Raw genomic sequence first — 25,820 nt, forward strand, 5'->3', positions numbered from 1 at the left:
CGAGTGTGACCCCACCTTAAATGTTTTCACAACGGAATGATCCTTATTGTGAATTGCTTCAATTTGTCCTGTAAAATTAATATTTTTGAACAACAAACCAACTCCATATGACAAAAATTTTAGGATTGGATTTAGGTGTGTCTTCTATCGGATGGGCACTTGTGGATATAAACAAATCAAATTCTCAAAATAACAAGATCTTAGGCCTGGGAAGCAGAATTATCCCCTTGTCCGCTGATGAAAAAGATGCCTTTGAAAAAGGCCTTGCCCAAACAAAAAATAAGGATCGCACGCTTAAAAGATCCGCAAGACGTAATCATTTCAGATATAAGCTAAGAAGGGAATTCCTAAGAGATAAACTGAATCAATGCGGAATGTTACCTGATGCTTCCTACTTTAAACTCACATCGATTGAATTATATGGTTTACGATCAAAAGCCATTAATGAAAAAATTTCACTTCAGGAATTAGGCAGGGTTCTCCTCCACATCAACCAAAAAAGAGGCTTCAGAAGCAGTCGCAAAGATAAAAGTGAAGAAACCAATAAATCCGAATATAAACAGGCAATTGAAGAACGAAACCGAAAATTGGATGGCTCCACTATAGGTCAATATTTTTATTCGCTGCTCAAACAAGACCCCAAATTCAGAATTAAGAAAAACATTTATTACAGGGCCAATTACGTAAATGAACTCAATGAGATTTTAAACAAACAAAGTGAGTTTTATCCGGATATAATTACATCCAGGTTTATCGAAGAAATAAGAGATGAGATCATTTTTTATCAACGAAAATTAAAATCACAGAAGCATCTTATTGGAGGTTGCGAATTTGAATCCAGATCCTATAAAAACAAATCGGGTCAGCTCATAAAGGTTCCCGTGAAAGTTTGTCCGGTAAGTTCTCCTTTATTTCAGGAATCTAAAATTTGGCAAACCATCAATAACATTCAAATCAAAAGTATAGCAGATAACAGCTTTATAGAACTCGAGGATGAAATGCGATACCAAATTTATGACTATGTATATTTAAGAGAAAAAACGAATTGGGAACAAATCCTCAAACAATTGGGTATAAGTAAAAATGAGTACCGAACAAATGTCAGAAAGGAAATCACAGGTGATGCTACCCGGATTGCCATTCATAAGGTGATTAAAGAGTTTGATATATCATTGGAAGAAGATTTTTTCAAATTAGACCCTAATGATCCATCGAATGAAATAGAAAATCACAAAGTGATGCGTCTGTGGCATATTTTATATTCCATCGAAGACCCGGTGGAAACTACGAATGCTCTTATGAATCAATTTGGCTTTAAGCCGGAACTTGCAAACAAACTGAGCGAAATAAAACTCAAAGATGGTTTTGGCAATTTATCGTCCAAAGCTTTAAAGAAAATTCTACCCCATTTGAAAAAGGGCAATTTATACAGCGATGCATGCAGTCTCGCGGGATATAATCACAGCAACAGTGAAACCAAAGAAATAAGAACATCTAAAGAATTGAAGTCTATTGATCAATTAGCACTTGTCGAACGAGGATCTCTTCGAAATCCGGCTGTAGAAAGAATTCTGAATCATCTGATCAATTTAGTTAAGGATATTTATAATCAACTCGGGGCTCCTGAGATTATCAGAATTGAGTTGGCAAGAGAATTAAAGCAAAATGCCGAACAGCGCAATCGAACTTTTAGAAATAATAACCAACGCGAAAAAACACATGATAAAATCAGAGAAGAACTTTCAAATTATTCTCTTTTCTCGGGTAAAAGGATTTCAAACCGCGATATCGAAAAATATAAATTATGGGAAGAATTTGACAAAAGGTCACCATATCAGCCCAATAAAGAAATAAGTTTAGCAGAATTGTTTAGCAATGACTATGAAGTTGAACACATCATTCCCAAAGCCCGGCTATTCGACGATTCATTTGCCAATAAATGCATTTCACACGTAAGAGACAACAGGGACAAAGGCAATGAAACGGCCTTTGATTTTATGAAACAACATAGGGCATCGCTGTTTGAACAATATTGTCACTTTATACAGGACTTTTACAAAAGGAATGAAAAAATTAATAAGGTCAAATTTGAGCGATTGATGACTACAAAGGAGAATATACCTCAGGATTTTATAAGCCGGCAATTGAGAGAAACTCAATACATCACGAAAAAGGCCAAAGAAATTCTGAATGAAGTAAACAGGGAAGTATGGATTACTTCCGGTTCTGTAACGGATTACTTAAGACATATTTGGGGATATGACAATATCATTCATGATTTGCATTTTCCTGCATACAAGGAAATAGGTCAAATCGAACAAATTAAAGTAAGACATGACCATGAAATCAAAACCATTGATAAAATCATCAATTGGTCGAAACGCCTAGACCACCGCCATCATGCGGTAGATGCACTGGTCGTTTCATGTACCGATCAAAGCATGATACAGTCCCTGAATACTCTAAATCAATACCTGGAACAAGGTGTAGGCGAAACCCGAAATGAAGCGCTTAAAAGGTCAGGCAGAAAATTCGAAGCACCATTTTCAACACATTCCGTGAGCCAAAAAGTTGAAGAAATTCTTATAAGTTTCAAACCAGGAAAAAAAGTAGGAAGTTATTCAAAAAATAAAGTTGGCGATTTCAGAATTGGCAAGAAACACCTTATACCCAGAGGAAGTCTGCATGAAGAGACGGTATATGGAAAAAATAAATACTACGAAAAGCTTCCGATTTCCAAATTGAAGGAGAACGATCTTGAACGAATCGTTTCGAATGAAATACGGCTTAAAATTCAAAATCATATTGATGCAAATGAGGGTCAATTTAAAGCTGCCTTCTCTAAAAAAGGCTTAGAAAATTTTATACAATCACATCCCAAGTGCGAAGAAATTTCTTTATTTAAGTATGAGTTTGTCACTCGTTATGCCCTGGATCAGAATTTTAAAGTTAAAGATTGCGACTCCATCATAGACTTGAGGGTTCAAAAAATAGTACGCGATAGGCTGGCTTTATTTGGTGATAATCCCAAAGAAGCTTTTAAAGAAATTCAAAAAGAAGAAAACAGACTCTGGCTTGATAGAGCCCGGAATCTATTTGTTGAAAAGGTCACTTGCAAAACGGGATTGAACGATCTGGAATGGGCATCTAGAGGTTTTGTCAAATCCGGAAACAACCACCACATAGCCATATACGAAGACGCAAATGGCCAACTGAATGAAGTTTGTGTGAGCTTTTGGGAGGCCTTTGAACGCAAAAAACAAGGTGGTCAGGTTATTGAAAAAACACATCCTGAATTCGGGCAGTTAAAGATTTCCATGCAGCAAAACGAGATGTTTGTTTTTGGTTTGGAAAAGGAGCAGTTAGAAAAGGCAATTAAATCAAAATATAATTCTTTGATATCGAATTATTTATACAGGGTGCAAAAAATTGCATCAAAAGACTATGTCTTTAGAAAACATTCAGAAACAAATATAGATGACTCTACGAATGCTAAATTGATGAACAAATTTATTAGGGTAAAAAGTCTTGGCAATATGAAAGGCATAAAAGTCAAAATAAATCGCATAGGTGAAATAAGCTTACTGTGAAAATTAGAGAAATTATCAAATTGATTGAACAGGATGGATGGTTCCGCTGCAGGCAAAAAGGGAGTCATGCCCAATACAAACATCCTACAAAAAAGGGTCTGGTAACCATCCCCATTCACCGCTTATCCAATGATATCAGCATTGAAATGGAGAAAAGTATTCTTAAACAAGCACAAATTAATCACTAAATTTGGACGATGTTACAATACACAATCATCATTCAAAAAACACCTGACCATGGCTTTGGGGCCTACGTACCGGATTTGCCGGGCTGTATTGGCATGGGCGCCAGCAAGAAGGAAGTCATTGAGAATATCCGCGAAGCCATCAGCTTTCATTTGGAAGGGCTAAAGGCAGAAGGTCTCGAGATTCCGGAGCCAAGCTCAGAAGCACTTTCCATTTCAGTTTAAGTTTATTTAGAATTGGTATTATTTTGGATAGCTTATCATAGGCAGATTACCTATGATCAAAAAAACCATTTGTATCACCAGCCCCTCCTATCTGAAAACTAAAGACAGACAGCTGCACATTGTAAATTCTGAAAACAATGAATTAAGAGGAAAAATTCCCATTGAGGATATAGGATATCTGATTCTCGAGCATCCCCAAATCACCATTTCACATCCTTTGATCAGTTTACTATTAGAGAATAACAGCGCGATCATTACCTGCAACAACCAGCATATGCCTACCGGCATGTTCTTAAATCTGGATGGAAACACCATCCAAAGCGAGCGCTTCAAAGCACAGATTGAGGCATCAGAACCTCTTAAAAAACAATTATGGCAACAAACGATTCGGGCAAAGATTGAAAACCAAAAGAAAGTGATGAACATTTGGGGTTTGGAGTCTGATTATTTGCAGGTATGCAAAAACAATGTCAAAAGCGGAGATTCAGATAATCAGGAAGCAAAAGCCAGTTATTACTACTGGAGGAGATTGTTTGAATTAGAAGATGGATTTAAAAGAGAACGCTATGGGGATCCGCCCAATCAACTCCTCAACTATGGTTATAGTATACTTAGGTCTGTCATTGCCCGGGCGCTGACGGGTTCAGGTCTGCTCCCCACTTTGGGGATCTTCCATAAAAACAAATACAATGCCTATTGCCTCGCTGATGATATTATGGAACCGTACCGGCCTTTTGTCGATAACCGCGTAAAACTTATGTTGTACCATTCCATGGACATAGAAGCAGACATCAGCAGGGACCAAAAAAATAACTTACTCCAGATACCGGCGATGGATGTTGTCATCGACGGAGAAAAACATCCGCTCATGATAGCTGCGCAACGAACGAGTTCCTCCCTGGCTAGATGCTTCACCGGGGAGATCAAAAAACTCATTTATCCGGAATTTAAATGACGACTCTTGAACGACCGTTTAAATGCATATAGAATCATGTGGGTCTTAGTCTTATTCGATTTGCCAACAGAAACCAAAGAAGAACGAAAGATTTATTCCATTTTCAGAAAACAAATGCTCAAAGATGGTTTTGTCATGTTCCAGTTCAGCATTTATATGCGCCATTGTCCGAGTAGAGAAAATGCCGATGTACATGTAAACAGGGTCAAAAAGATGCTGCCTTCCAAAGGGCATATCGGAATTCTTTGCATTACCGACAAACAATTTGGCAATATGGAAATCTTTTATGGTCGCAAAGAAGCTCCCAAACCTCAATTATACCAACAACTGGAATTGTTTTGAATTGGCAAAATGGGGGTTTCTCACTCTAAAAACAGGCAAATCACTAGTTTTTCCAATGAAAATATTTGCTACAACGCCCATATTTCAGGCTATCCCAAGAACTATGCTGTAGCAAATATAATCAAAGAACAAATTGAAAGCAAAAGAAATGCTGTAGCAAATATAATCAAAGAACAAATTGAAAGCAATTCACAACAATTGAAATAGAGGAAACAGAAAAATTGATGCTGTAGCAAATATAATCAAAGAACAAATTGAAAGCAATTCACAACTAGATGGTAAAGTTACCACATTCCAACAATGCTGTAGCAAATATAATCAAAGAACAAATTGAAAGCAATTCACAACGGCGGCATGAGGCATATTGGCTACGATATTGCTGTAGCAAATATAATCAAAGAACAAATTGAAAGCAATTCACAACACAGCCGTAACATTGGAGGCTGGAACCGGAGCTGTAGCAAATATAATCAAAGAACAAATTGAAAGCAATTCACAACGCACTTGCTCAAAGTATTTCCGATTCTCTTGCTGTAGCAAATATAATCAAAGAACAAATTGAAAGCAATTCACAACAGTTCAAACACGGTGCATTTCTTAACTCCTGCTGTAGCAAATATAATCAAAGAACAAATTGAAAGCAATTCACAACATGATTTGGAAGCTTTGGCCGATCCTGAATGCTGTAGCAAATATAATCAAAGAACAAATTGAAAGCAATTCACAACACACTGCAAGTCTTGAGAAAAATTGCGCATGCTGTAGCAAATATAATCAAAGAACAAATTGAAAGCAATTCACAACAATAAAAGTTAGTCTTTCTTCAATGTGTTCGCTGTAGCAAATATAATCAAAGAACAAATTGAAAGCAATTCACAACACTTCGTGAATCAATCATAGATACCTTTAAGCTGTAGCAAATATAATCAAAGAACAAATTGAAAGCAATTCACAACATTCAGAGAGGAGGAGGAAAAACTAAAAGCGCTGTAGCAAATATAATCAAAGAACAAATTGAAAGCAATTCACAACAAGAATTAAAGAGAAGGATCATTGACCTAAGCTGTAGCAAATATAATCAAAGAACAAATTGAAAGCAATTCACAACTTTGGATATGGTAGAATTTCATATGATGATGCTGTAGCAAATATAATCAAAGAACAAATTGAAAGCAATTCACAACATTCATAAAAGAGAAATTCACAAACCTTTTGCTGTAGCAAATATAATCAAAGAACAAATTGAAAGCAATTCACAACAGCGATGGTGATAAGGGAGATATTTCTGTTGCTGTAGCAAATATAATCAAAGAACAAATTGAAAGCAATTCACAACACTGCCGGAACGATTACATTTTACCATAAGGCTGTAGCAAATATAATCAAAGAACAAATTGAAAGCAATTCACAACACTTGAATATATGGAAGGCGAAGGGAAAAAGCTGTAGCAAATATAATCAAAGAACAAATTGAAAGCAATTCACAACGGACATTCGCCCTCCGTTGGCTCCCGGCTTGCTGTAGCAAATATAATCAAAGAACAAATTGAAAGCAATTCACAACCCCTGAGACGGAGTAGTACGCCCCAGTCGTGCTGTAGCAAATATAATCAAAGAACAAATTGAAAGCAATTCACAACAATGATGGTTGGTATCCGATAGATTTTACAGCTGTAGCAAATATAATCAAAGAACAAATTGAAAGCAATTCACAACAATAAATGAATACGGTCGCTACATTTAAAATGCTGTAGCAAATATAATCAAAGAACAAATTGAAAGCAATTCACAACAGCATTACGCTAAACGACCACGCTGGCACAGCTGTAGCAAATATAATCAAAGAACAAATTGAAAGCAATTCACAACGTTGGTTTATTCCAATGCGTTAAATTGGAATAACAATTAAATTAACAAACTAGGAAAACGGTTTTATTTTTATTATCGATTATCTTTGCATTAATGATGCAAAGTTGTACAAAGCATGATTTGGAAAAGGATACTGGATCCAATCCAGTATTGCAAAAGAGAGGTACCATTTCCGAAAAGTATAAATTCGATGGTGTATTGTTTGTCTTATATTTCAATGACAATGATACCAGCAGTGCTCCAAACAATACTTCTACTGCTGATTCGTTAGGGGCTGCGATTGGTGACACTGAATATAATTTGGCATACTATTCTGACGACCCGGATGTAGCATATATAGAGCCGGTTCCCAACTGGAATGAATCCGATACGACCCCTGAGGAGATTACTCCTGTTTCTTGTATGTTTGCTGAGTTTTATGAGCACAGTAATTATGGTGGATCTTCATTTTGTGTTGACAGTTATTTTGATGATCATGCAGATATCCTGGAATATGGCGTATTGTGTGGAGAAGGATATGGAGAAGGTAATCTTCAAAATCGGCCGTATGGATTAGCTGACAACTGGAATGATAAAATTTCTTCATTAAAAATGTTTGGAGGCGGAGCATCTAAAGCCTGGTATGATTCTAAGGGCTATACTGGTAATGGGACAACTGTAACATTTTATTTATTTAGGGATTCCGGATATCCAACTTCAGGTTGTAAATGTAAAAAGTGGACTAAGCATTTGCCTCCACCAGGATATTCAGCAAATGACTGGGACGTTCCTAATTTGAAAAAAGAAAGATGGGGATTTTTGTGTGCGGATTTGAATGACAGGGTAAGTAGTATCGCTATGATTGGTTGCAAATGTGCTGTTCAAGAAGCTTGCGAACTAATATTGCCTTAATCATGAATAATTATATAATTGCAATTTGCCTTGTTGCTTGTACAAGTGTTTACAGCCAGGTGTCGATTTGGATTTCTCCAGGAGTTAATTATAGTAATTTAGATCCAAGGCTATTTGACCCACTTTTTGCGAAGCAAGAAAAGCAAAATTTGAACTTTACATATTTTCCATATCTTGGAATTGGATTAGAGTGTAAAATTTCGAATAGCATAATTAAGTCTGGATTATTTATAAGTCAAAGAGGGTCAAATTTCAACACTAGATTTCCATTATTTCCAGATAAATATTTTAAAGTTACATATACATTTCTGGAAGTTCCATTTCTATTTGCATATGAGATTTTACAGCCAAATATTGGGGCTCAACTTGGAGTTGTTTTTAATAAAAGACTGGAGACTAATTCAGTTGAATATGATGAAAGAAATCGTTTATATGCTCTTGATTTAAGGACAGGAATTTTTTTTAGACCAGTTAAGAAAATTCAATTTGACTTAAATTATACTATAGGTAATTTTGATAAAATAGTATGGGATATTAGGAACAATTATGTCCATCAAGTTTTTAGTTTAGGAATTAGTTATAGAATCCTGACTTTTGAAAAAAAGAGGCATTGATTTAATTTAGAGGGTCTGTATCATAAAGTTATTGACCCTTTATTAAATTTCCGAATACAACAAAATGGCACTAAAAATTGAGTTGCAATTAGTAATTAAAATATCCAAGCTAGAGCCTGATCTTGTTTTAAATTGATCGAATTGGAATAGCAAATCTTTGGTTAAGTAATTAAACTTTGACCAAAACAAACTTTTCTCGTATAGTTTCCATTCTATTTCTTCCATTTCCAGAATTTCATCCAGGCTATAAAGTTCAATAATTTGAGCTGCAGTAAAGATGGATGATGCAGTGATGGAGTAGAATGTTGATTTTTTAACTTCTGACCTTATTTCCGGGTCACCTATTCCATTTGATGATAGGAAAAATTTTTCGTATTCTTTGGAAACTCCTTGATTAATTAACCCTAAGCGGGAAGTCAATGCCCAACGGATTTGAGTGAGCTGGATTTTGTTGTCATCAATCAGATCTCTTATATCCTTTGTTGAAAGATGAACGACAGCTTTTTTAATGATGGACATGTGTTCGCGTAAAGCTTCTTCAATTGCTATTTCAATATTAGATCTGGATTCGTTGATGATTGCCTGTAAGGCTTCTGTTTTGATCAGATCCGGATGAAACCAACCACGGTGCCGGTATTCAGTAACAAGAGTTCTGTTTTTTAGAAAATGCAAAAAGGCTGGTATTTCTTTTCTCAAATTGTCGAACCAGTATTTGTTGATTTTATCCGGTGGTATGGGATGGATTTTACGGACCCAAAAACGGACCTCGTCACCCGGAATGTAAGCAAAACTGGTTTCATCATTTGTTGATATCCCCACTTTGATATAATTGTCGATGATGTCTGCATCAACACCTTTGTGTTCAATTTTGCCTTTGTCTGATGTGACCAGGCTTTTAAGTTTTTCTACGGTTTCTTTTTTATCCAGAAACGCCTCATCGATATAAACCAGCAGTGATGAAGCAAACAGGGATGTAAACTGGCCGTTAAGCATCTGACTATTTATTGGTTTGACATTTTGTTGAAAAATGGCACCAATCCATTCCCAGAATTTTGTTTTACCGGTACCACGCTGTTTACTAACCAAACTTAGTATAGGAAGAAACTGCGTAGGATCGGTGTATAACAATTGGATATAGTCTAATCCCAGGTCATATTCATTGTAAATTTTACTTTCGAACTGAACAGTCCCGGTGCCGAAAATATGTTTTACAAATTCAATAGTCAGCGGACAATCACCAGCAACCGGGTAATGGCTCAGCTCAAAATACTTGTTGTAGTATTTCATGGCATGTCCATTTATTTCTGCAGTGGCAAATAAATTCAAAGAACAAATTGAAAGCAATTCACAGAAAAGTAATCACTTCATTATTTTTCAAGGGTGACAACCTGCTGAGGATATGGCATTTTAATACCATTGGCTTGAAATTCCTGCAATACAGACAGCCGCAAATCTCCAAGCATTCTTCCTACGGCTTGAACTTCATTAGACCAAAATAATAATTTAAGCGTAACGGAATAACTCTCAAATTCTTCTATCCGGGCATAAGGCTCGGGATGCGAAATGACTTTGGGATGCTTTTTAGAACAATCGACCAGGATTTTCATGGCTTCAATCACATCTGCCCCATGAACCTGAACCGTAATATAATGCCTGTTCACATTTTTTTGGTTAGACCAGTTGATGATTTCGTTTTTTGTGAGCCAGGAGTTGGGAATGATGATCTCCTTTTCTTCTCTTGTTTTTACCAGAGAAGTTCTAAAATGGATCGCAATGACTTCAACCCGCTTATCCCCAACCTGAATCACATTTCCCACTTTTATGGAGCCGTCTATTAACAAAATAATGCCTGAAATAAAATCATAAAACAATCCCTGCAAACCCAAACCAATTCCAATAAATAGTGCTGCAGAACTTGCCAATAGCATGGAGACATCAATGCCAAGCAATCGCAATGTAATAACCACATAAAAAAGATATAATAAGTATTTAATGACTGTAATCAATGTAAATTTCTGGCCTTCATTAAATCTTTGAACCCTGTTAAGCAGTTTTGCTACCGACATTAAAAATATCCAACAAGCCAAACCAATCGCTACAATGGTAAAAATGCTGGACACGGTTAGAGAGAAATTTTCCCTTGCAAATAATTCGTAATTGAAAAATCCACTGATTGTGTTGTTCATATTTTCTGATTCTAAATTTGTATTACATTGGTCATTGAAAAATAAAATGGGTAGTACAATAGACCTAAAATTAATCTTGAGCTTCAGTTAAAAGCAAGAATGTATCGATCCATGTAAAAATAATTCCAATTTTACAAATATTAAATTAATTGTATGGGAATTTACTTCAATGAGTTATATTCTTTCCTTATTTTATAACTATTTATGAATAGTCAGACACTTTCCACTCGTATTCTAATTTACTGGTTGAAGGAAGACAACCCGCCAGCTTATTTGGATAATAACATTTACAGAACAACATGAAATAGTTTTCATACAGCTTGCACACGCTTCAGACTTCAACTGATTTGAGAAATATGAATCAGAATAACGGACTATTTTGTCCGTTATTATGAAAAATGCAGTATCTTTGTACGCAAATTCGGAAAATGATGTTCTCCAAAGCTTGTGAATATGCCTTAAAAGCCAGTCTTTACATTGCCATGCGGTCAGAAGAAGAACACAGGGTGGGTCTCGTGGAGATTTCAGAAGAGATCCAATCGCCGGTATCGTTCACATCCAAAATTCTGCAAAAACTGGTTAAAGCGAAAATCATCGACTCGCAAAAAGGTCCGAACGGTGGATTTGAAATTAAAATGCATAGGGCTGCAAAAACCAGTCTGAGCGAAATTGTTGCCGCTATTGACGGAGATTCCATTTATAGGGCTTGCGCATTGGGATTCTTGCATTGCAACGAAAAAAAACCTTGTCCGCTGCATTTCAAATTCAAAGCATTGCGCGATGATCTCAAACAAATGCTTGAAGAAACCAGTCTTCTCGATCTATCCAAGGACATTCAGAAACGAAAAACTTTTTTAAAATAAAATACATATAAGCATGATCACACTGGACCTTTCTACACCCGCGACCGTTGGTTCATTTGTAGCACGGGATTACCGAACTGCAGCCGTTTTTCAAAAATATGGCATCGACTTTTGTTGCAAAGGCGGAAAACTTCTTTCTGAAGTTTGTAAAAACAAAAATATAAATGAAAATGAACTCCTCCGGGAATTGGAAGACGCATCAAAACAAACTGAGGGACAGCCTCTTGATTTTCAATCCTGGCCACCCGATTTGCTGATTGACTACATCGAAAAAAAACATCACCGCTTTGTCGAACAAATGATTGAAACACTTCCGCCGTTTTTAGACAAGCTTTGCAAGGTCCACGGAGCCCGTCATCCTGAGCTTTTTAAGATCACACAGGAATTTAAAGCTACGGCTGATGCGTTGAGCCATCATATGCAAAAAGAAGAAATGATTTTATTTCCATTCATCCGGAAAATGGTTTATGCCAGGCAACACCAGCTAATTGCAGAAAGGCCTCCTTTTGGAAGTGTCGAAAATCCAATTCAAATGATGCAAAGTGAACACGATCAGGAAGGCGAACGTTTCAGAAAAATATCAGAATGGACGAATGCCTATACACCTCCTGCGGATGCCTGCACCACATACCGCGTGGCATTTGCCATGCTGAAAGAATTTGAAGAAGATCTGCATATGCACATCCATCTTGAAAATAATATTTTGTTTCCTAAAGCCCTGACCATGGAATCTGAGCTGGAATGTTGAATATGTAATTTCGGATATTGTTCATCAACAGTTGCTGTGTGCAACTTTATTGTCGCCAAATCGCAAATTTTTCAACCGACATTTTATTATAGCATCCCTTGGAATGAAGCAAACGGCATCGGTTTCGAATAAGCAATTCATATCTTTTTTGCCCATTTAATAATTAAAAATTCTGAATCTACGGGATTTTTATAATTTCACTTCGCCAATACGAAAAGTATGCGACGTCTACAGCTCTTTTTATCCCTTCTATTCTTTTGTAATTTCATCCTTGCCCAATTACCAGATTCACTGATCCTGGAAAGACAACTCGACAGTTTACTTAAATTATCCAGGGACTTATGCGACGAGGGCAAGTTTGATTCTGCTCATTTGATCACTACGGAATGTGAATCATTCACAACACAACACTTTGGTTCAGTCTCTATAAATATGGGCAAAGTATATTATAATCGGGCATGGGCATTCGAAGAATCCGGAAAATATGAACAAGCTGAATCCTGGTATATCAAGGCTAAAGAAATCACAGCCACCATTAAAGGAACGGATAATATTATTTATGCCGTTAACCTGAATAGTCTCGGAGCACTTTATTTCCAAATGGGTCTGTACAATAAGGCTGAACCTTATTATTTAGATGCAAACCAGATGAAATTCAAAATTTGGGGTCCGGATAATCCAAGATACACAGGAGGTAAGCACAATTTAGGAATCCTCTATCACGAAATGGGGGAATTTGAAAAAGCAGAGGCTATTTTCCTTGAAAATTTGAATACCCAAGCCAGGGTTCTGGGAAAAAAAGACAGGCAGTATGCAGCCAGTTTGAATAGCCTGGCCATACTTTACGATGATATGGGCAATTTCGAAATGGCTGAAAAAAACTACCTGGAGTCAATTTTATTAAAAGAGGAAACATTAGGTGAAGAGCATCCCTCCTATTCCTATAGTATAGAAAATCTGGCGGATCTCTACCTGAAATTAAAAAACTATTCCAACGCAGAGAAATATTACCTTCAGGCGATCCGGATCCGCGAAAAAACCCTGGGAAATCAGCATCCTCATTACGCAACCAGCATTGATAACTACGGCTTGCTAAAAATGCGCTCTAACCAATTGGAAATTGCCGATTCACTTTTTTCCGTAGCATTGAATATTCGCAAAAATTCGGGAGAACAAATGCAGTTGGCCATTGCTTCGAGTTATGAGCATTTCGGTGAAATGCATAAGATTTCAGGCAACTATTCAAAAGCCGAATCGTTCTTCGAACAATCATTCAAAATCAGAAAAGACCATTTAAACCAAAAGCATCCGGATTATTTGAATTCATTGTACCTGCTTGCAGACATTAATGAACTCCAAAACCAATACACAAAAGCCGAAGATTTATTAAAAGAACTTTTTAGATTAAGTCAGGAGAAATTAAAAGAATCCACAGCTTTTCTTTCAGAAGCAGAACTCAATAAATACATGCAATCCTTTTTGGAAAGGGGACACAAATTATGTGAGATGATTGCAGAGCGAAATGCCCATGGAGAACCTTTAGGACAATTGACAGCCTTATGTTATGATTTCTTGTTATTCCATAAAGGCTTTGTAATGATTCAGGCAAGAAAACAAAACACCTATTTTACACAGAATAGCCAGGAAGAAGAGTCCGTCAGAACGTATAAATCTTTCCGCAGAAAACTTAATTCAGAATATTCAAAACCCCTGGCCGAACAATCTGAAATTGCTGAACTGGAAGCACAGGTAAATTTATTGGAAAAGTCGATTGCAAAGCTGATTTGGGATAAATCCGAATTCACGGAATTTCAGAATTGGAAAAGTGTGCAAGCAAAATTAAAGGCGGAGGATGCTGCATTGGAATTTCTGAATTTCCCAAAAATAGCTGATGTCAATCAATCCGGGGAAAGTTATGCTTGCCTTGTGTTGAAAAAAAATTCGGAATTACCTGTATTTGTACCCTTGTTTGAGAAGTCCACTCTGGATTCCATGTGGGGCGGCTTGATTTCTGAAGGCTCTGTAAACAGGAGGTTGGAATTTGTAAACGATCTGTATACCTATTCCGGCAGAGGTGCTATGCCCATGCAACAAAAGAAAACCAGTTTGTACGAATTGATTGTTCTGCCATTGAAAAATGAATTGAATGGAATAAAAAATATTTATTTTTCACCTTCTGGCCTTCTGCATCAAATAAATTTTCAGGCCATACCTATTTCAGACAATAGCTTTGCTTCTCATCCAAAAGTTGCAGATGGAATGACGGTTGCCGATATATTTAACATTTTTCAATTATCCAGTACCAGGAATATTGGCACTGGTGGCGAAAGAAAGAAAGAACAAAGCTCCGCGGCGTTATTTGGTGGAATTGTCTATGATTTAAAACCGGATAGCACTATTCAAAATGAATTAGTGGCTTCACGGGGAGAAGGATGGAATTATCTTCCCGGAACAGAAAGGGAAGTTTCTGTGGTTAAAGAATTGTTTCAGGATACCCGATTGGGGTATCGTGTTTATTCAGCTCATGATGCCAGTGAACTGAATTTTAAAAAATTGCCTGGCGATGGGCATCAATCTCCAATTTTAATCCATCTTGCAACGCATGGTTTTTTCTTTACCGATGGTTTAGCGAATTTATCTCCACAAGCACTGGCTTTTATGAACAGTCAAAACCCGATGATGCGTTCGGGGCTCATCCTTGCAGGTGCCAATGAAAGATGGACTAAAAACGAAGCTCAAACTAACAATTTATTGAATGGTGAAGATGGGATTCTTACCGCACTTGAAATAAGTCAAATGAATTTGTTAAATACAGATTTAGTTGTTTTATCAGCATGCGAAACCGGACTTGGAGCTATAAAAGCATACGAGGGAGTCTATGGGCTTCAGCGCGCTTTTAAAATTGCCGGAGTTAAATATGTCATCATGAGTTTATGGCAAGTTCCGGATAAGCAGACAGGCATGTTAATGACCCGTTTTTATAAATATTTATGCGAATGGTACCGCGATCATCCCGATACATTCGCAGTTGGAATTCCTCAAGCTTTTCAAAAGGCTCAAAAGGAGTTAAGAGATTTGGGACTTGATCCCTATCAATGGGCTGGCTTTGTCCTTGTAGATTAAATTCTATTTTCGGTTTACTTCAAATCCAATCCATTGCCAAACCTTTCATCGGTTCAGTGCATCGCACTTTGACTGCCAAAAGTTACTTTTAAAGTGGATTCCAATCGATTTCTCATTCTGAAACCTATCTTTAATGTCCACTATCTTTATCTTCGCCTTTTAATCAGAAATTATGTATTTTACTTTAACTGAAGAGCAGTTGGCCGTACAGGAGGCCGCCAGAGAATTTGCCCGCCGGGAATTATTGCCGGGTGTTATCGAAAGAGATTCCAAAATGGTCTACCCGAAAGAGGAAGTTCGCAAAATGGCCGAATTGGGCTTTTTAGGCATGATGGTCTCCCCGGAGTATGGTGGTGGAGGCATGGATACCATTTCCTATGTTCTGGCCATGACTGAGATCTCGAAAGTCGATAATTCCTGTTCTGTCATCATGTCGGTCAATAACAGTCTGGTTTGCTGGGGTTTGGAGAAAATGGGAACAGAAGAACAAAAACAAAGATATTTACCTAAACTGGCTACCGGCGAATGGATTGGAGCTTTTTGCCTTTCTGAACCCGAAGCAGGTAGCGATGCAACAGCTCAAAAGACCATGGCCGTAGATTGCGGCGACCATTACCTGCTGAACGGAACCAAAAATTGGATCACCAACGGAGGAAGTTCCAATGTCCATCTGGTTATGGCCCAGGCTGATCCTGGTAAGGGCAGCCGGGGAATATGTACTTTTATAGTCGAGACCTCCTGGCCCGGAGTCGTCATCGGTTCCAAAGAAGACAAACTGGGTATCCGTTCTTCCGACACACATACCATCATGTACAACGACGTAAAAGTGCCCAAGGAAAATCTTCTGGGGCCTGCCGGCGATGGATTTAAATTTGCCATGAAAACGCTAACAGGTGGACGTATTGGCATAGCTTCACAAGCATTGGGAATCGCCTCAGGTGCTTATGAACTGGCCCTCAACTACGCCAAAGAACGCAGCACCTTTGGAAAACCCATAGCTCAGCATCAGGCCATCGCCTTTAAACTGGCTGACATGGCTACAGAGGTTGAAGCTGCTAAACTCATGGTCCTCCGTGCAGCCTGGATGAAAGATCAGGGTATGGATTTTACTACCGCCGCTAGCATGGCTAAACTTTATGCTTCAGATGTGGCTATGCGTCAAACCGTAGAGGCCGTTCAGATTCATGGCGGATACGGCTTTGTAAAAGAATATCACGTAGAGCGCCTGATGAGGGATGCTAAAATTACCCAGATCTACGAAGGAACTTCTGAAGTGCAACGCATTGTTATATCCAGAGCGATTTTACAGGGGCAGTTGTACCAGCCGATGTGGATTGAATAGAAGGCGGAAGGCTTAAGGCGGAAGGCTTAAGGCGGAAGGCTTAAGGCGGAAGAAAGAGAGCTGGAAGTTCAAGGTTACTAACGAACGTTAGTTTTTGAAAAGGGGGATGTTGGATTTTTGTCCCGATAAAATAAAGGGAATTATTTCTTTATTAAAATATTATGCAATTTTATCGGGATTTTGACTTTTTGACTTTTTGACTTTTTGACTATTAAATTTTACAAATTATAATGCATTAACTATTCTCCATTAACTATCATCTAACATCTAACATCTATCATCTAACATCTATCATCTAACATCTATCATCTAACATCTATCATCCAAACTCAATGTTCGAAAAAGCCTGGTATATAGGTTCGTTTGCAAAGATTCCCGTAAAAATTCACTGGACTTTTTTACTGATTGTCTTATACGTCATCGGAACCGGACTTTCTGAGGGTGCATCCAACAAAGAAATTCTCATCGAGGTCTGCTTCATTCTTACCATGTTCATGTGTGTGGTTCTCCATGAATTTGGACATGCATTGACTGCCAAACGCTATGGAATTAAAACGGAAGACATCATTTTACTTCCAATTGGAGGTGTGGCAAGGTTGCGAAACATGCCTGAAAAGCCCATACAGGAATTGGTGGTAGCCATCATGGGGCCCATGGTCAATGTCGTGATTGCGCTGTTGCTTTTTATAGTGCTCAGCGCGACCATGGATTTTAATATTTTGAATTCCGGATTTCTGGAATCCATTCATTTTGGAAGCTGGTCGGGATTTTTACCACTGCTGATGCTTTCCAACATCATGCTGGTCTTGTTTAATATGATTCCGGCTTTTCCTATGGACGGTGGCCGCGTACTGAGAGCCTTGCTGTCCATGAATTTCGGAAGATTGAAAGCCACCCGCATTGCATCCCTGACCGGCCAGGCCATTTGCATTGTACTCATTGCTGTAGGATTGTATTACGGAGCCTATACGCTGGCTTTGATTGGTGTTTTCATTTTTTTCAGTGCCTCTCAGGAATATCGTTCAGTGGCTATGGATGCAGCACTCAAAAATAAAACCGTGAGAAATTGTTACCAAAAAGATGTCCCTGTACTAACCGAATACCAGGATGTGAAGTCTGCATATGAATTTATCATGCATTACCCCTACCAGTATTTTCCCGTCATCAACCTCCTGGGCAACTACAGCGGTTGGGTCTCATCTCAACAGATCAAAAACGGAATCAAACAAAATCCGGAATTGAAAATTTCCGACATTTCCCATAAAACTCTTTTGAGTATCCATCCGGATACTACCCTCACCAATGCCCTCTACAACATGCAAGGTTCTTCTGAAATGTTGCTCGTCTCCGAGAACGAACAGGTGTTAGGAACGATTGACCGGTTTTCGATTCAGCAGCTTATGTCTGGAATGGAATGAATGGCGCAAAGCTTAAATGCAAATAAAGCTTTTTAGAATGTATTCTTAGCATTATATAATTTACAAATAGCTTTGAGCTCCTTCGCTTTAAGCTTCCCTATCATTCCCTTACAAACCCTACGGGCATAAACTCGTCGTAATCGCCGGCAATCATGGGAGTTTGAACGTTACCGGTATATTCGCGGACATTTTTGTAGATGTATTCAAATAATTCCTTGAGCACTATGGTTTCATCGCCATCTGAATCAGCTTCGCCCTTTAATCCACGGATTAAAAAATGCGAAAACACGCCTTGCCTTAATCCCCCGTCCTCTAAAGAATATTCTTTGCTTTTGGATGACATCACAAAAGCTGTTCCTCCTTTGCTTTGAGCCAGGTCTTCGTAAAAATGCATGAGTGAAGAAGAGAAAGAACCCTTTTGTGCCAGTACACTTCCCGAATGGCAGGCATCGATGAAGCAGATTTTATTCTTTGCCCGGCTCTTGTTGATGATGTCTTTTACTTCATCGTGTTTAAGTATATTTTGGATTCCATCGTAATCGATAGGCAAAAATGTACCTTCCAGTCCATGACCTGAATAGTAAAGCATGACTACATCGTTTTCATCTGCACGCAGAAAAACCTGATTCAATGCAGTCAGGATGGCATTTCGATTCGCATCTTCGTCAATCAATACTTTGACCTGTTGGTCTTTTAAAGCACCTCCTTCCGGACTTTTCAAAAATGCATAAATTTTATACGCATCGTCGTCTGAGTATTTTAAAACAGGCATGTGCTCATACCTGGCGATACCGATGATCACTGCCCAAATTTTGACTTCTTTACTGTAATCCACGGGAACCTTGGCATCGAAAATAAATTCCTTTCTCCTGCTCAATTCTTTCACCGCTTTCCCCTGATCCCAGATGGCACCATATATTAAACCCGAAGTAAAGTACATGATCCCTTCGCCGTGCGGGGCATGATTGCTCCATTCGCCTTCGTAACGGTCGCCATTAGAATAATAGCAAGTACCTGATCCAACAGGTTCGCCGTCGCGAAAAGAACCCACATATTTTGACCCATCTGCATATTTGAAAACACCGCGTCCGGATTCACAAAATGTAAGATTGCAGTCGGGTAAATCCGATTCGTTTTCCTGATTGTTTTCTAATGCTGATGGCTTAGCCGGATTTTCATGAACTTTAGCGGGTGGTGTTTCCTGTACCTTATTTTCTACAGCGATCTCAACTTGCTGTTCTTTAGAGCTCTCTGTTCTTTCTTGCACTTTTTCTTCTGTTTTTTGCATTTCGCGCGGCACATCTCCAAAAAATCGATCGACATCGGAATTATCTTCAACCACATCGTTGTCGCTTGAATCTTGTGCAGAACCAAATATTTTATCAAAATATTCGTCTTCTTCTGTGAGCTTGGGTTTCGGATTTTCTACGATTTTTTCGCTGTTGTCAGTGCTGACAACAACTTTATGATCCGGCTGTTGCTGATTTGTCGTCGCAACAACAGATGTTGGTTCAAATTGTGGCTCCTGTTTCTTTTCATTCAAATGGACCATTTTATCTGTGTCCCATTCAGCCGCCACTATTTTGCCACTTGCATCGTGAAATTCTCCTGAACCATGCTTTTTACTGGATTTCCATTGGCCGCTGTAATAAGCTCCGGATTTATAGTATAAAGTACCATATCCGGTGAACAATGCATTTTCGAAATCGCCTTCGTAACGTTCTCCGGTTTTAAAATAGTAACTGCCTTTACCATGAGGCTTGTTTGATTTCCAATCCCCGAAATATTTGTCGCCCCGGCCGAATTCCATGGTTCCTTTTCCTTCCATGAAGTTCCTGTTGAATTGGCCCGTATAGACGTCTCCATTGGCAAACTCCATTTTACCTTCGCCATGCCTGGCATCTTTTTGCCACTCGCCCAGGTATTTATTTTGATTTTGATAGTAATAAATGCCTTTTCCCTCGCGGAGTCCGGAGCGGAACTCACCGGTATAGCGACTGCCGTCGGCATAACTCATGGTGCCAAATCCCTGGATGCAATTGCCTCGCAGGCAGACCTGAGCAGATAGTTCAAGTGAAAACAGGAATCCACATAAGATGAAGATGTTCGTATTCATGTTCGGACTGTTTTTAGGTAAAGCTCCGGCTCATAGGCCAATTTATATTAAATAAAAAGCTAATATATAAAATATTTATTTTAACTGCTTAATTACCTTGAAAACACAAATTTGATGCGTATTAGTATCTTTGCGGCCTAAATATTTCGTTAATATGAAACCATATCTTTTCGGGCTGTTCATTTTAGCCCTCGCAAGTTGCAAAAATGAGAAAGCAGCCGAAGCTGCAGGCGAAACCAATCAATCTGGTGTATTGGCCTACTATGGCGACAGTATAAGCATAGAAGGGGCCCTTACTGTTGAAGAAACCATACAGTCACTGGCTGCCAATGACAGCATTATGACTTCTGTAAGCGGTTATGTGACCAGTGTTTGTCAGAAGAAAGGATGTTGGATGGTGCTCAGCCAGAATCCGGACGATTCTACCGGCCTCTTTGTAAAATTCAGAGATTATGAGTTTTTCGTCCCGCTTGATTTCGCCGGAAGTAAAGTGATCATTAAGGGTAAAGCGTTTAAAGAAGTGACCACCGTCGATGAATTGAGACATTATGCGGAAGACGAAGGAAAATCTCCAGAAGAAATTGCAAAAATTACAGAACCATCGGAAGAATTGAAATTTATGGCCGATGGTGTGGCGCATATCGAAAACCCTGCAAAATAATTTGAACTGTAATTTCATAAATGAGCTCGTGAATTTTCTTTAAATTTTTACAAGGAAAATCGGATTTTCTTCGTTTCGTTCATGAATTTATATTTATTCAATTATGCCTAAAACTTCCATTTCAGAATTGTTGGGTAACCAATCGGCTTACTATCTGGATCATGTTTGTAAAACCATTCCAAAATCATCCTTGCATCTTCCCGGAAAAGACCATCTGGATAAAATCTGGTCGGTCAGCAACAGATCCAATCAAACCATTCGCAATCTTGCTCAGCTTCATGATTCCGGACGACTGGGAGGAAGTGGTTATGTAAGCATTTTACCGGTTGACCAGGGAATTGAACACAGTGCCGGAGCTTCGTTTGCTCCAAATCCGGATTATTTTGATCCGGAGAATATCGTTAAACTTGCCATTGAAGGAGGATGCAATGCCGTGGCTTCGACCTATGGAGTCCTCGCAGCGGTTTCCCGCAAATACGCACATAAAATTCCATTCATTGTCAAAGTCAACCACAACGAACTTCTGACTTATCCGAATCGTGCCGATCAAATCATGTATGGTGTGGTGGAAGACGCATGGAACATGGGTGCTGCAGGAATTGGGGCGACTATATATTTCGGATCTGACGAAAGCGCCAGACAAATTGTGGAAGTTGCCGAAGCTTTTGAACATGCGCATCAACTTGGAATGTTCACCGTTTTGTGGTGTTATCTGCGAAATTCATCTTTCAAAAAAGACGGGGTCGATTACCATGCATCTGCAGACCTGACAGGACAAGCCAATCATTTGGGTGTAACGATACAGGCGGACATCATCAAGCAAAAACTTCCAACCAACAACGGTGGATACACCGCTTTGAATATGGGTGGCTCTTCTTATGGGATAACGAATCCAAAAATATACAGCGAACTGACCAGCGATCATCCGATAGATCTTTGCAGGTATCAGGTTGCCAATTGCTATATGGGCCGGGTTGGATTGATCAATAGTGGCGGAGAATCCAAGGGAGCCAGCGATCTATACGAAGCTGTGGTCACCGCAATCATCAACAAGCGTGCCGGTGGAATGGGTTTAATTTCCGGCAGAAAGGCATTTCAAAAACCACTCAAACAGGGAATTGAATTATTGAATGCCATACAGGATGTTTATCTCGATAAAAAAATAAACATTGCCTGATCGGTTCCAATCATATTCTTAATTTCAAAATAAGGCCTGAATGAGCAATTATTAAAGGGGTCAGGTAAAATATATGGGGATTAAGTTGAAATGAAGCAATTTTGGTATCTGAAATAGATAAAATCAGTATGTCCAATTAGTAAACAGATCAGAAATTCAGATCGGCCTTTTTCATTTTAGCTAAAACTGATTTAAAAAGCGTTAAGAACAAAATACTGTTTGAGCTCGCTTAAAGCTATAATAAATCCTTTTTGACAGATAAGCAAAGGGCCAACACGGCAGATCAAGGCGAGTTTATTTTGTTTAGCTTTTTAAGTCAGTTTTAGCGTTAAGAAATGAAAACATATATAATAATAACAGGTCAGCCGCTTCGCGGTTCCTTCACTTCGATGTCCTTTGTGGACATCGATACGCCTTACGGCGTAATCGTTCAGTCATGTATCAAGACAAAAAAGAACAATGAATCTTAGGAATAAGTGAAAGTCAATTGGATAATTTTGGGCTTTTTGAATCCGTGAATTTATTTAAGAATTGACGTCAAAGCTGATTTCTTCCCATATTTTTGATTTGATCCTATTAAAGTCTGTTGTACTTGAAATTGCACAACTGTGATAGCTCAATTCGCTTAAAGAGAAAAGTAAGTCTAATTAAAGTATTGTACCGGTTTCCATATCATCAAACCTGATAAAACAGTACTTGCATTTGAAATTTCAAGTGAGCAAGTCCATTCTTATTTCTTCAAATCTATAAGAGCTACATTCCTACCGATGACCCTGCCTTGTTTGACACCTTGAGCTATGGCAGGCCTGTAATGAATCCCTCCATACAACCTCGAGATGGCAGTTTCTTCGGCAAGATCTGCAAATGAACTGAAGGTCCTGGGACTTCCATTGATATCATTTCTGGAAACATGCGTATTGTCTGTAATTGTATAGTGATAGCCAAAATAATGCTCAAGCACTGTCATTGCAGCACCTGTTTGAACGGAATGACCACTGGTGTGTTCCGGAAATGGAGGCGTTGGTAAAATGGTCGCGAACTGCGGGTCAATAAATTTTTTAATATAAGTTACCGGCCTTACCAAATTATACGCGTATTTACATTTCCAGCAGGACACGAAAGCATCGTGCACCGCCATGCCAACTTTGGAAAATACTTCAGCGGCCATAGCCAGATCTGCATTTTCATTTTGAAGTACAATCGTTGCTATAGACATGGAGTGCCCGGGTGGAGTGCTCGTTATTCCGGGATCATCGCTCCAAAATTTAGCAATATCAGATTGTTCTGCAGTCACATTTAAGACCGCTATATAGACTTCATTGGCTTCTAAATAAAAGACACTTTTAGGATCTGTTGAATAGGTGGTAGGTTGAATAAGAAGATTATCACTGGCGTTCGAACTAACGAATGTTCGTACGTCTCCCCAATAAGGCTGTAAGGGCTTTTGATTAGGAGCTGTAGGTTCCCACTTGCCTGGTATATCTGGTACCGTATAATCCGGAAAATTATTCAAATACGCTTCATCCTGATTGTCTGTTTTTGAATAGTTGTAGACTGCTTCAGCCACTTTTTTCCCAAAATCAACAGAACGATCAATAATGGTCTGATCGGTTTCAGAAGATTGGGCAATGAAACTCTGCTCAAGCTGGTCAATAGCCAACTGATTTGCAGCTGAAGTCGTTTTAAATAAATTTTTCATCATGTAGGCCATGGCTGCATTGGCAGACAGCCCCCAATCGTATTGCTGGTTGGCTTCTACCGCCGGTAAACCAGAGGCATTGAAATTTTGGATCAATCCGGCATACGATACGTTTTCTTTTATTCCAGGGACGACAGATTCATACAAAGCAAGTGCAGCATATCCATAGGCTCTGGCCGCTACAGGGGGTGTAAATCCCGGAGTCGTTTTGACGAGTTCACGCTGCAAAGTCACCCATTGAAGGGCAACATCTGCCGGATAATCGGAAGCCTGGTTGAGTATAAATGGCGTTGCGAGGTCTTCCTTACAAGCCTGGAAGGTAAGCAGGAACCATCCCAGTATAACATAAATGATGTAGCGCATAAACTTGATTTTCAACAAATATATAATCTTAAACCTCACTTGTCAATAAAAAATCGCAATATTTTAGAACTCACAAGTGCAGGTTGATGCATGTTGTTTTTATATAATATAAAAAAACCCGATGCTCAGTACTGTATTCATTGGCACCGGGTGAATCTCGTTCGTTGACCTTTTATTAATTCGGTTTCAAACTTCCTTTAAATTCGTAATTGATGTTATCCTGGCCCTCCTTTCTCCAGACAAATTTTCCCTCAATTGTGTTTTGAGAATAACTTCCTTCGAAATCGATCTCGCCTTCAGACTCACTTTTGGTGGTACATTTAAAGCTCAGTTTTCCATTAACCAATTCCACTGTATAAGGCGCAGGACTAAATCCATATTGATGGCATGCTTCTGAATCCATCTGACCATTTGCAAATGAAACCACATCCGGATCTTGCTTGTCTGGTTTACCTACTTCCCAGGCACCAATCTGAAATGTTTTACCATCCAGACTTTCGGCTTGTTTTTGAGTACAGGACAACAGACTTAATACCAGCAGACTTGTTAATAAATGAAATACTTTTTTCATAATCACAATCATTTAAATTTTATTAAAGTTACCGTTTTCTAGAAACTTCAACAACAATGGCTTTGATGGTGTTTTGGGTTAAGTTCCTTGCAGAGTGCCCTTCTGAGGGGAACACACCTCCAAAACCGCTTTGAAACTCCAGCGTCTCCTTTTTTCCGTCGGCATGGGTGATCTCAAGTATACCCGGAGTTAATACATAAACAGCATGATCCGGATGTTTATGAAAGGCAGCTGACTCACCGGGTTCGAATTCGATCTCAAACAACCGTATTCCAAGCGTATCCGAAATTAGTTTGTAAACATTAGGAGCCGCTTTCGCAACATCCTGTGCTTTCAATTCGATACCAACTGACGATAAACAAAGTACAAAAACAGGCAATAGAAATTTAAATACATTTTTCATAACTTAATTTATTTTAATGACATTATTAATAAAATCTTTTTATTGAATCTTACTTCAATATGTATAACCATTTGGAAGTTATGGCATTCCAACTACATCTCAATTTCTTTGAGTATTTCCCGCGATGAACTTTCCACAAATGGCTTAAATGTTGCATACCAGTTTTTCCAATTGGGTTTTTGCATTTCATTAAACATGGCATTTTCATATTCGCTTAATGACGAAAACCGTGCTTCGAGTATGAGTCGATAAGCATCACCGGTAAAATCGCTTAAGATCCTGAATGATGCTGGTTCAAACAACTTTTCTTCAAAAGCCTTTTTAAGCGTTTGACTAGCCTCCTTGAACATACCAAATTTCAATCTGAATGTGTCTCTAACGATGAACATAAGTTTGTTTTTTAATGATACAAAGATTGGGTGACTTTTAGTTCGGGGCAATCCCATGTATATGGGAATTTGGATTAGCCAAATGGAGAT

At 38.6% G+C, this 25,820-nt stretch carries 21 protein-coding genes and 1 CRISPR repeat array; of the genes, 14 read left to right on the forward strand and 7 right to left on the reverse strand.

Going from position 1 to position 25,820, the window contains the following annotated elements; all coding sequences use genetic code 11:
* Nucleotides 1-107: 107 nt before the first annotated feature.
* From cas9 to IPM34_00170, 7 genes are all read left to right on the forward strand, one after another.
* Nucleotides 108-3,590, forward strand: a complete 3,483-nt coding sequence (gene cas9 / locus IPM34_00140) for a type II CRISPR RNA-guided endonuclease Cas9 (protein MBK8953952.1) — start codon at nucleotides 108-110, stop codon at nucleotides 3,588-3,590.
* The gene (locus IPM34_00145; protein ID MBK8953953.1) at nucleotides 3,587-3,778 is read left to right on the forward strand and encodes a type II toxin-antitoxin system HicA family toxin; all 192 of its coding nucleotides are present in this window, start codon (nucleotides 3,587-3,589) and stop codon (nucleotides 3,776-3,778) included. Before cas9 ends, IPM34_00145 begins: the two co-directional genes overlap by 4 nt.
* A 9-nt stretch (nucleotides 3,779-3,787) precedes the next feature.
* Nucleotides 3,788-4,000 carry a type II toxin-antitoxin system HicB family antitoxin gene (locus tag IPM34_00150; GenBank protein MBK8953954.1) on the forward strand — a complete coding sequence of 71 codons (213 nt, stop codon included), beginning with the start codon at nucleotides 3,788-3,790 and terminating at the stop codon, nucleotides 3,998-4,000.
* 52 nt (nucleotides 4,001-4,052) lie between these two features.
* Complete coding sequence (gene cas1 / locus IPM34_00155; GenBank protein MBK8953955.1) at nucleotides 4,053-4,955, forward strand: type II CRISPR-associated endonuclease Cas1; 903 nt, start codon at nucleotides 4,053-4,055, stop codon at nucleotides 4,953-4,955.
* Nucleotides 4,956-4,991: 36 nt separating this feature from the next.
* Nucleotides 4,992-5,297 (forward strand): CRISPR-associated endonuclease Cas2, encoded by a 306-nt coding sequence (gene cas2 / locus IPM34_00160; protein ID MBK8953956.1) that lies wholly within the window; start codon nucleotides 4,992-4,994, stop codon nucleotides 5,295-5,297.
* A 150-nt stretch (nucleotides 5,298-5,447) separates the two neighbouring features.
* Nucleotides 5,448-7,166: a CRISPR direct-repeat array (repeat unit 46 nt; unit sequence GCTGTAGCAAATATAATCAAAGAACAAATTGAAAGCAATTCACAAC).
* 120 nt (nucleotides 7,167-7,286) lie between these two features.
* Nucleotides 7,287-8,057, forward strand: coding sequence for a hypothetical protein (locus IPM34_00165; GenBank protein ID MBK8953957.1), 771 nt, complete (start codon nucleotides 7,287-7,289; stop codon nucleotides 8,055-8,057).
* 2 nt (nucleotides 8,058-8,059) lie between these two features.
* Complete coding sequence (locus IPM34_00170) at nucleotides 8,060-8,671, forward strand: outer membrane beta-barrel protein (GenBank protein ID MBK8953958.1); 612 nt, start codon at nucleotides 8,060-8,062, stop codon at nucleotides 8,669-8,671.
* A 42-nt stretch (nucleotides 8,672-8,713) separates the two neighbouring features.
* Here the strand turns inward: IPM34_00170 and IPM34_00175 are convergent, their stop codons facing one another.
* Together IPM34_00175 and IPM34_00180 are read right to left on the reverse strand one after the other, a co-directional pair.
* On the reverse strand, nucleotides 8,714-9,997 hold the full coding sequence (locus IPM34_00175; GenBank protein MBK8953959.1) for a hypothetical protein: 1,284 nt from the start codon (nucleotides 9,995-9,997) through the stop codon (nucleotides 8,714-8,716).
* A 41-nt stretch (nucleotides 9,998-10,038) separates the two neighbouring features.
* The gene (locus IPM34_00180) at nucleotides 10,039-10,857 is read right to left on the reverse strand and encodes a mechanosensitive ion channel (protein ID MBK8953960.1); all 819 of its coding nucleotides are present in this window, start codon (nucleotides 10,855-10,857) and stop codon (nucleotides 10,039-10,041) included.
* Nucleotides 10,858-11,288: 431 nt separating this feature from the next.
* Between IPM34_00180 and IPM34_00185 the strand changes: the two genes are divergently transcribed.
* From IPM34_00185 to IPM34_00205, 5 genes are all read left to right on the forward strand, one after another.
* Nucleotides 11,289-11,720 carry an Rrf2 family transcriptional regulator gene (locus tag IPM34_00185; protein MBK8953961.1) on the forward strand — a complete coding sequence of 144 codons (432 nt, stop codon included), beginning with the start codon at nucleotides 11,289-11,291 and terminating at the stop codon, nucleotides 11,718-11,720.
* Nucleotides 11,721-11,733: 13 nt separating this feature from the next.
* Entirely contained in the window at nucleotides 11,734-12,468 is a 735-nt protein-coding gene (ric, locus tag IPM34_00190) for an iron-sulfur cluster repair di-iron protein (protein MBK8953962.1), read from the forward strand.
* A 219-nt stretch (nucleotides 12,469-12,687) separates the two neighbouring features.
* Nucleotides 12,688-15,591, forward strand: coding sequence for a CHAT domain-containing protein (locus IPM34_00195; GenBank protein MBK8953963.1), 2,904 nt, complete (start codon nucleotides 12,688-12,690; stop codon nucleotides 15,589-15,591).
* 172 nt (nucleotides 15,592-15,763) lie between these two features.
* Entirely contained in the window at nucleotides 15,764-16,933 is a 1,170-nt protein-coding gene (locus IPM34_00200) for an acyl-CoA dehydrogenase (GenBank protein ID MBK8953964.1), read from the forward strand.
* A gap of 332 nt (nucleotides 16,934-17,265) precedes the next feature.
* Complete coding sequence (locus IPM34_00205) at nucleotides 17,266-18,351, forward strand: site-2 protease family protein (GenBank protein ID MBK8953965.1); 1,086 nt, start codon at nucleotides 17,266-17,268, stop codon at nucleotides 18,349-18,351.
* 100 nt (nucleotides 18,352-18,451) lie between these two features.
* Here IPM34_00205 and IPM34_00210 read toward each other — a convergent pair whose 3' ends face one another.
* The gene (locus IPM34_00210; protein ID MBK8953966.1) at nucleotides 18,452-20,467 is read right to left on the reverse strand and encodes a caspase family protein; all 2,016 of its coding nucleotides are present in this window, start codon (nucleotides 20,465-20,467) and stop codon (nucleotides 18,452-18,454) included.
* Between the two features lie 154 nt (nucleotides 20,468-20,621).
* Between IPM34_00210 and IPM34_00215 the strand changes: the two genes are divergently transcribed.
* Both IPM34_00215 and IPM34_00220 read left to right on the forward strand, forming a co-directional pair.
* Nucleotides 20,622-21,128, forward strand: a complete 507-nt coding sequence (locus tag IPM34_00215; GenBank protein MBK8953967.1) for a DUF4920 domain-containing protein — start codon at nucleotides 20,622-20,624, stop codon at nucleotides 21,126-21,128.
* 103 nt (nucleotides 21,129-21,231) lie between these two features.
* A complete protein-coding gene (locus tag IPM34_00220; GenBank protein MBK8953968.1) occupies nucleotides 21,232-22,305 on the forward strand; it encodes a class I fructose-bisphosphate aldolase in 1,074 nt (357 codons plus the stop codon).
* A 730-nt stretch (nucleotides 22,306-23,035) separates the two neighbouring features.
* Here the strand turns inward: IPM34_00220 and IPM34_00225 are convergent.
* From IPM34_00225 to IPM34_00240, 4 genes are all read right to left on the reverse strand, one after another.
* Nucleotides 23,036-24,367, reverse strand: a complete 1,332-nt coding sequence (locus IPM34_00225; protein ID MBK8953969.1) for a vanadium-dependent haloperoxidase — start codon at nucleotides 24,365-24,367, stop codon at nucleotides 23,036-23,038.
* Between the two features lie 175 nt (nucleotides 24,368-24,542).
* Nucleotides 24,543-24,938, reverse strand: coding sequence for a hypothetical protein (locus tag IPM34_00230; GenBank protein ID MBK8953970.1), 396 nt, complete (start codon nucleotides 24,936-24,938; stop codon nucleotides 24,543-24,545).
* A 28-nt stretch (nucleotides 24,939-24,966) separates the two neighbouring features.
* Nucleotides 24,967-25,341 (reverse strand): hypothetical protein, encoded by a 375-nt coding sequence (locus tag IPM34_00235; GenBank protein MBK8953971.1) that lies wholly within the window; start codon nucleotides 25,339-25,341, stop codon nucleotides 24,967-24,969.
* Between the two features lie 92 nt (nucleotides 25,342-25,433).
* Complete coding sequence (locus IPM34_00240; GenBank protein ID MBK8953972.1) at nucleotides 25,434-25,730, reverse strand: hypothetical protein; 297 nt, start codon at nucleotides 25,728-25,730, stop codon at nucleotides 25,434-25,436.
* Nucleotides 25,731-25,820: the final 90 nt, after the last annotated feature.

The organism is Saprospiraceae bacterium, assembly GCA_016716185.1.
Lineage (GTDB): Bacteria > Bacteroidota > Bacteroidia > Chitinophagales > Saprospiraceae > Vicinibacter.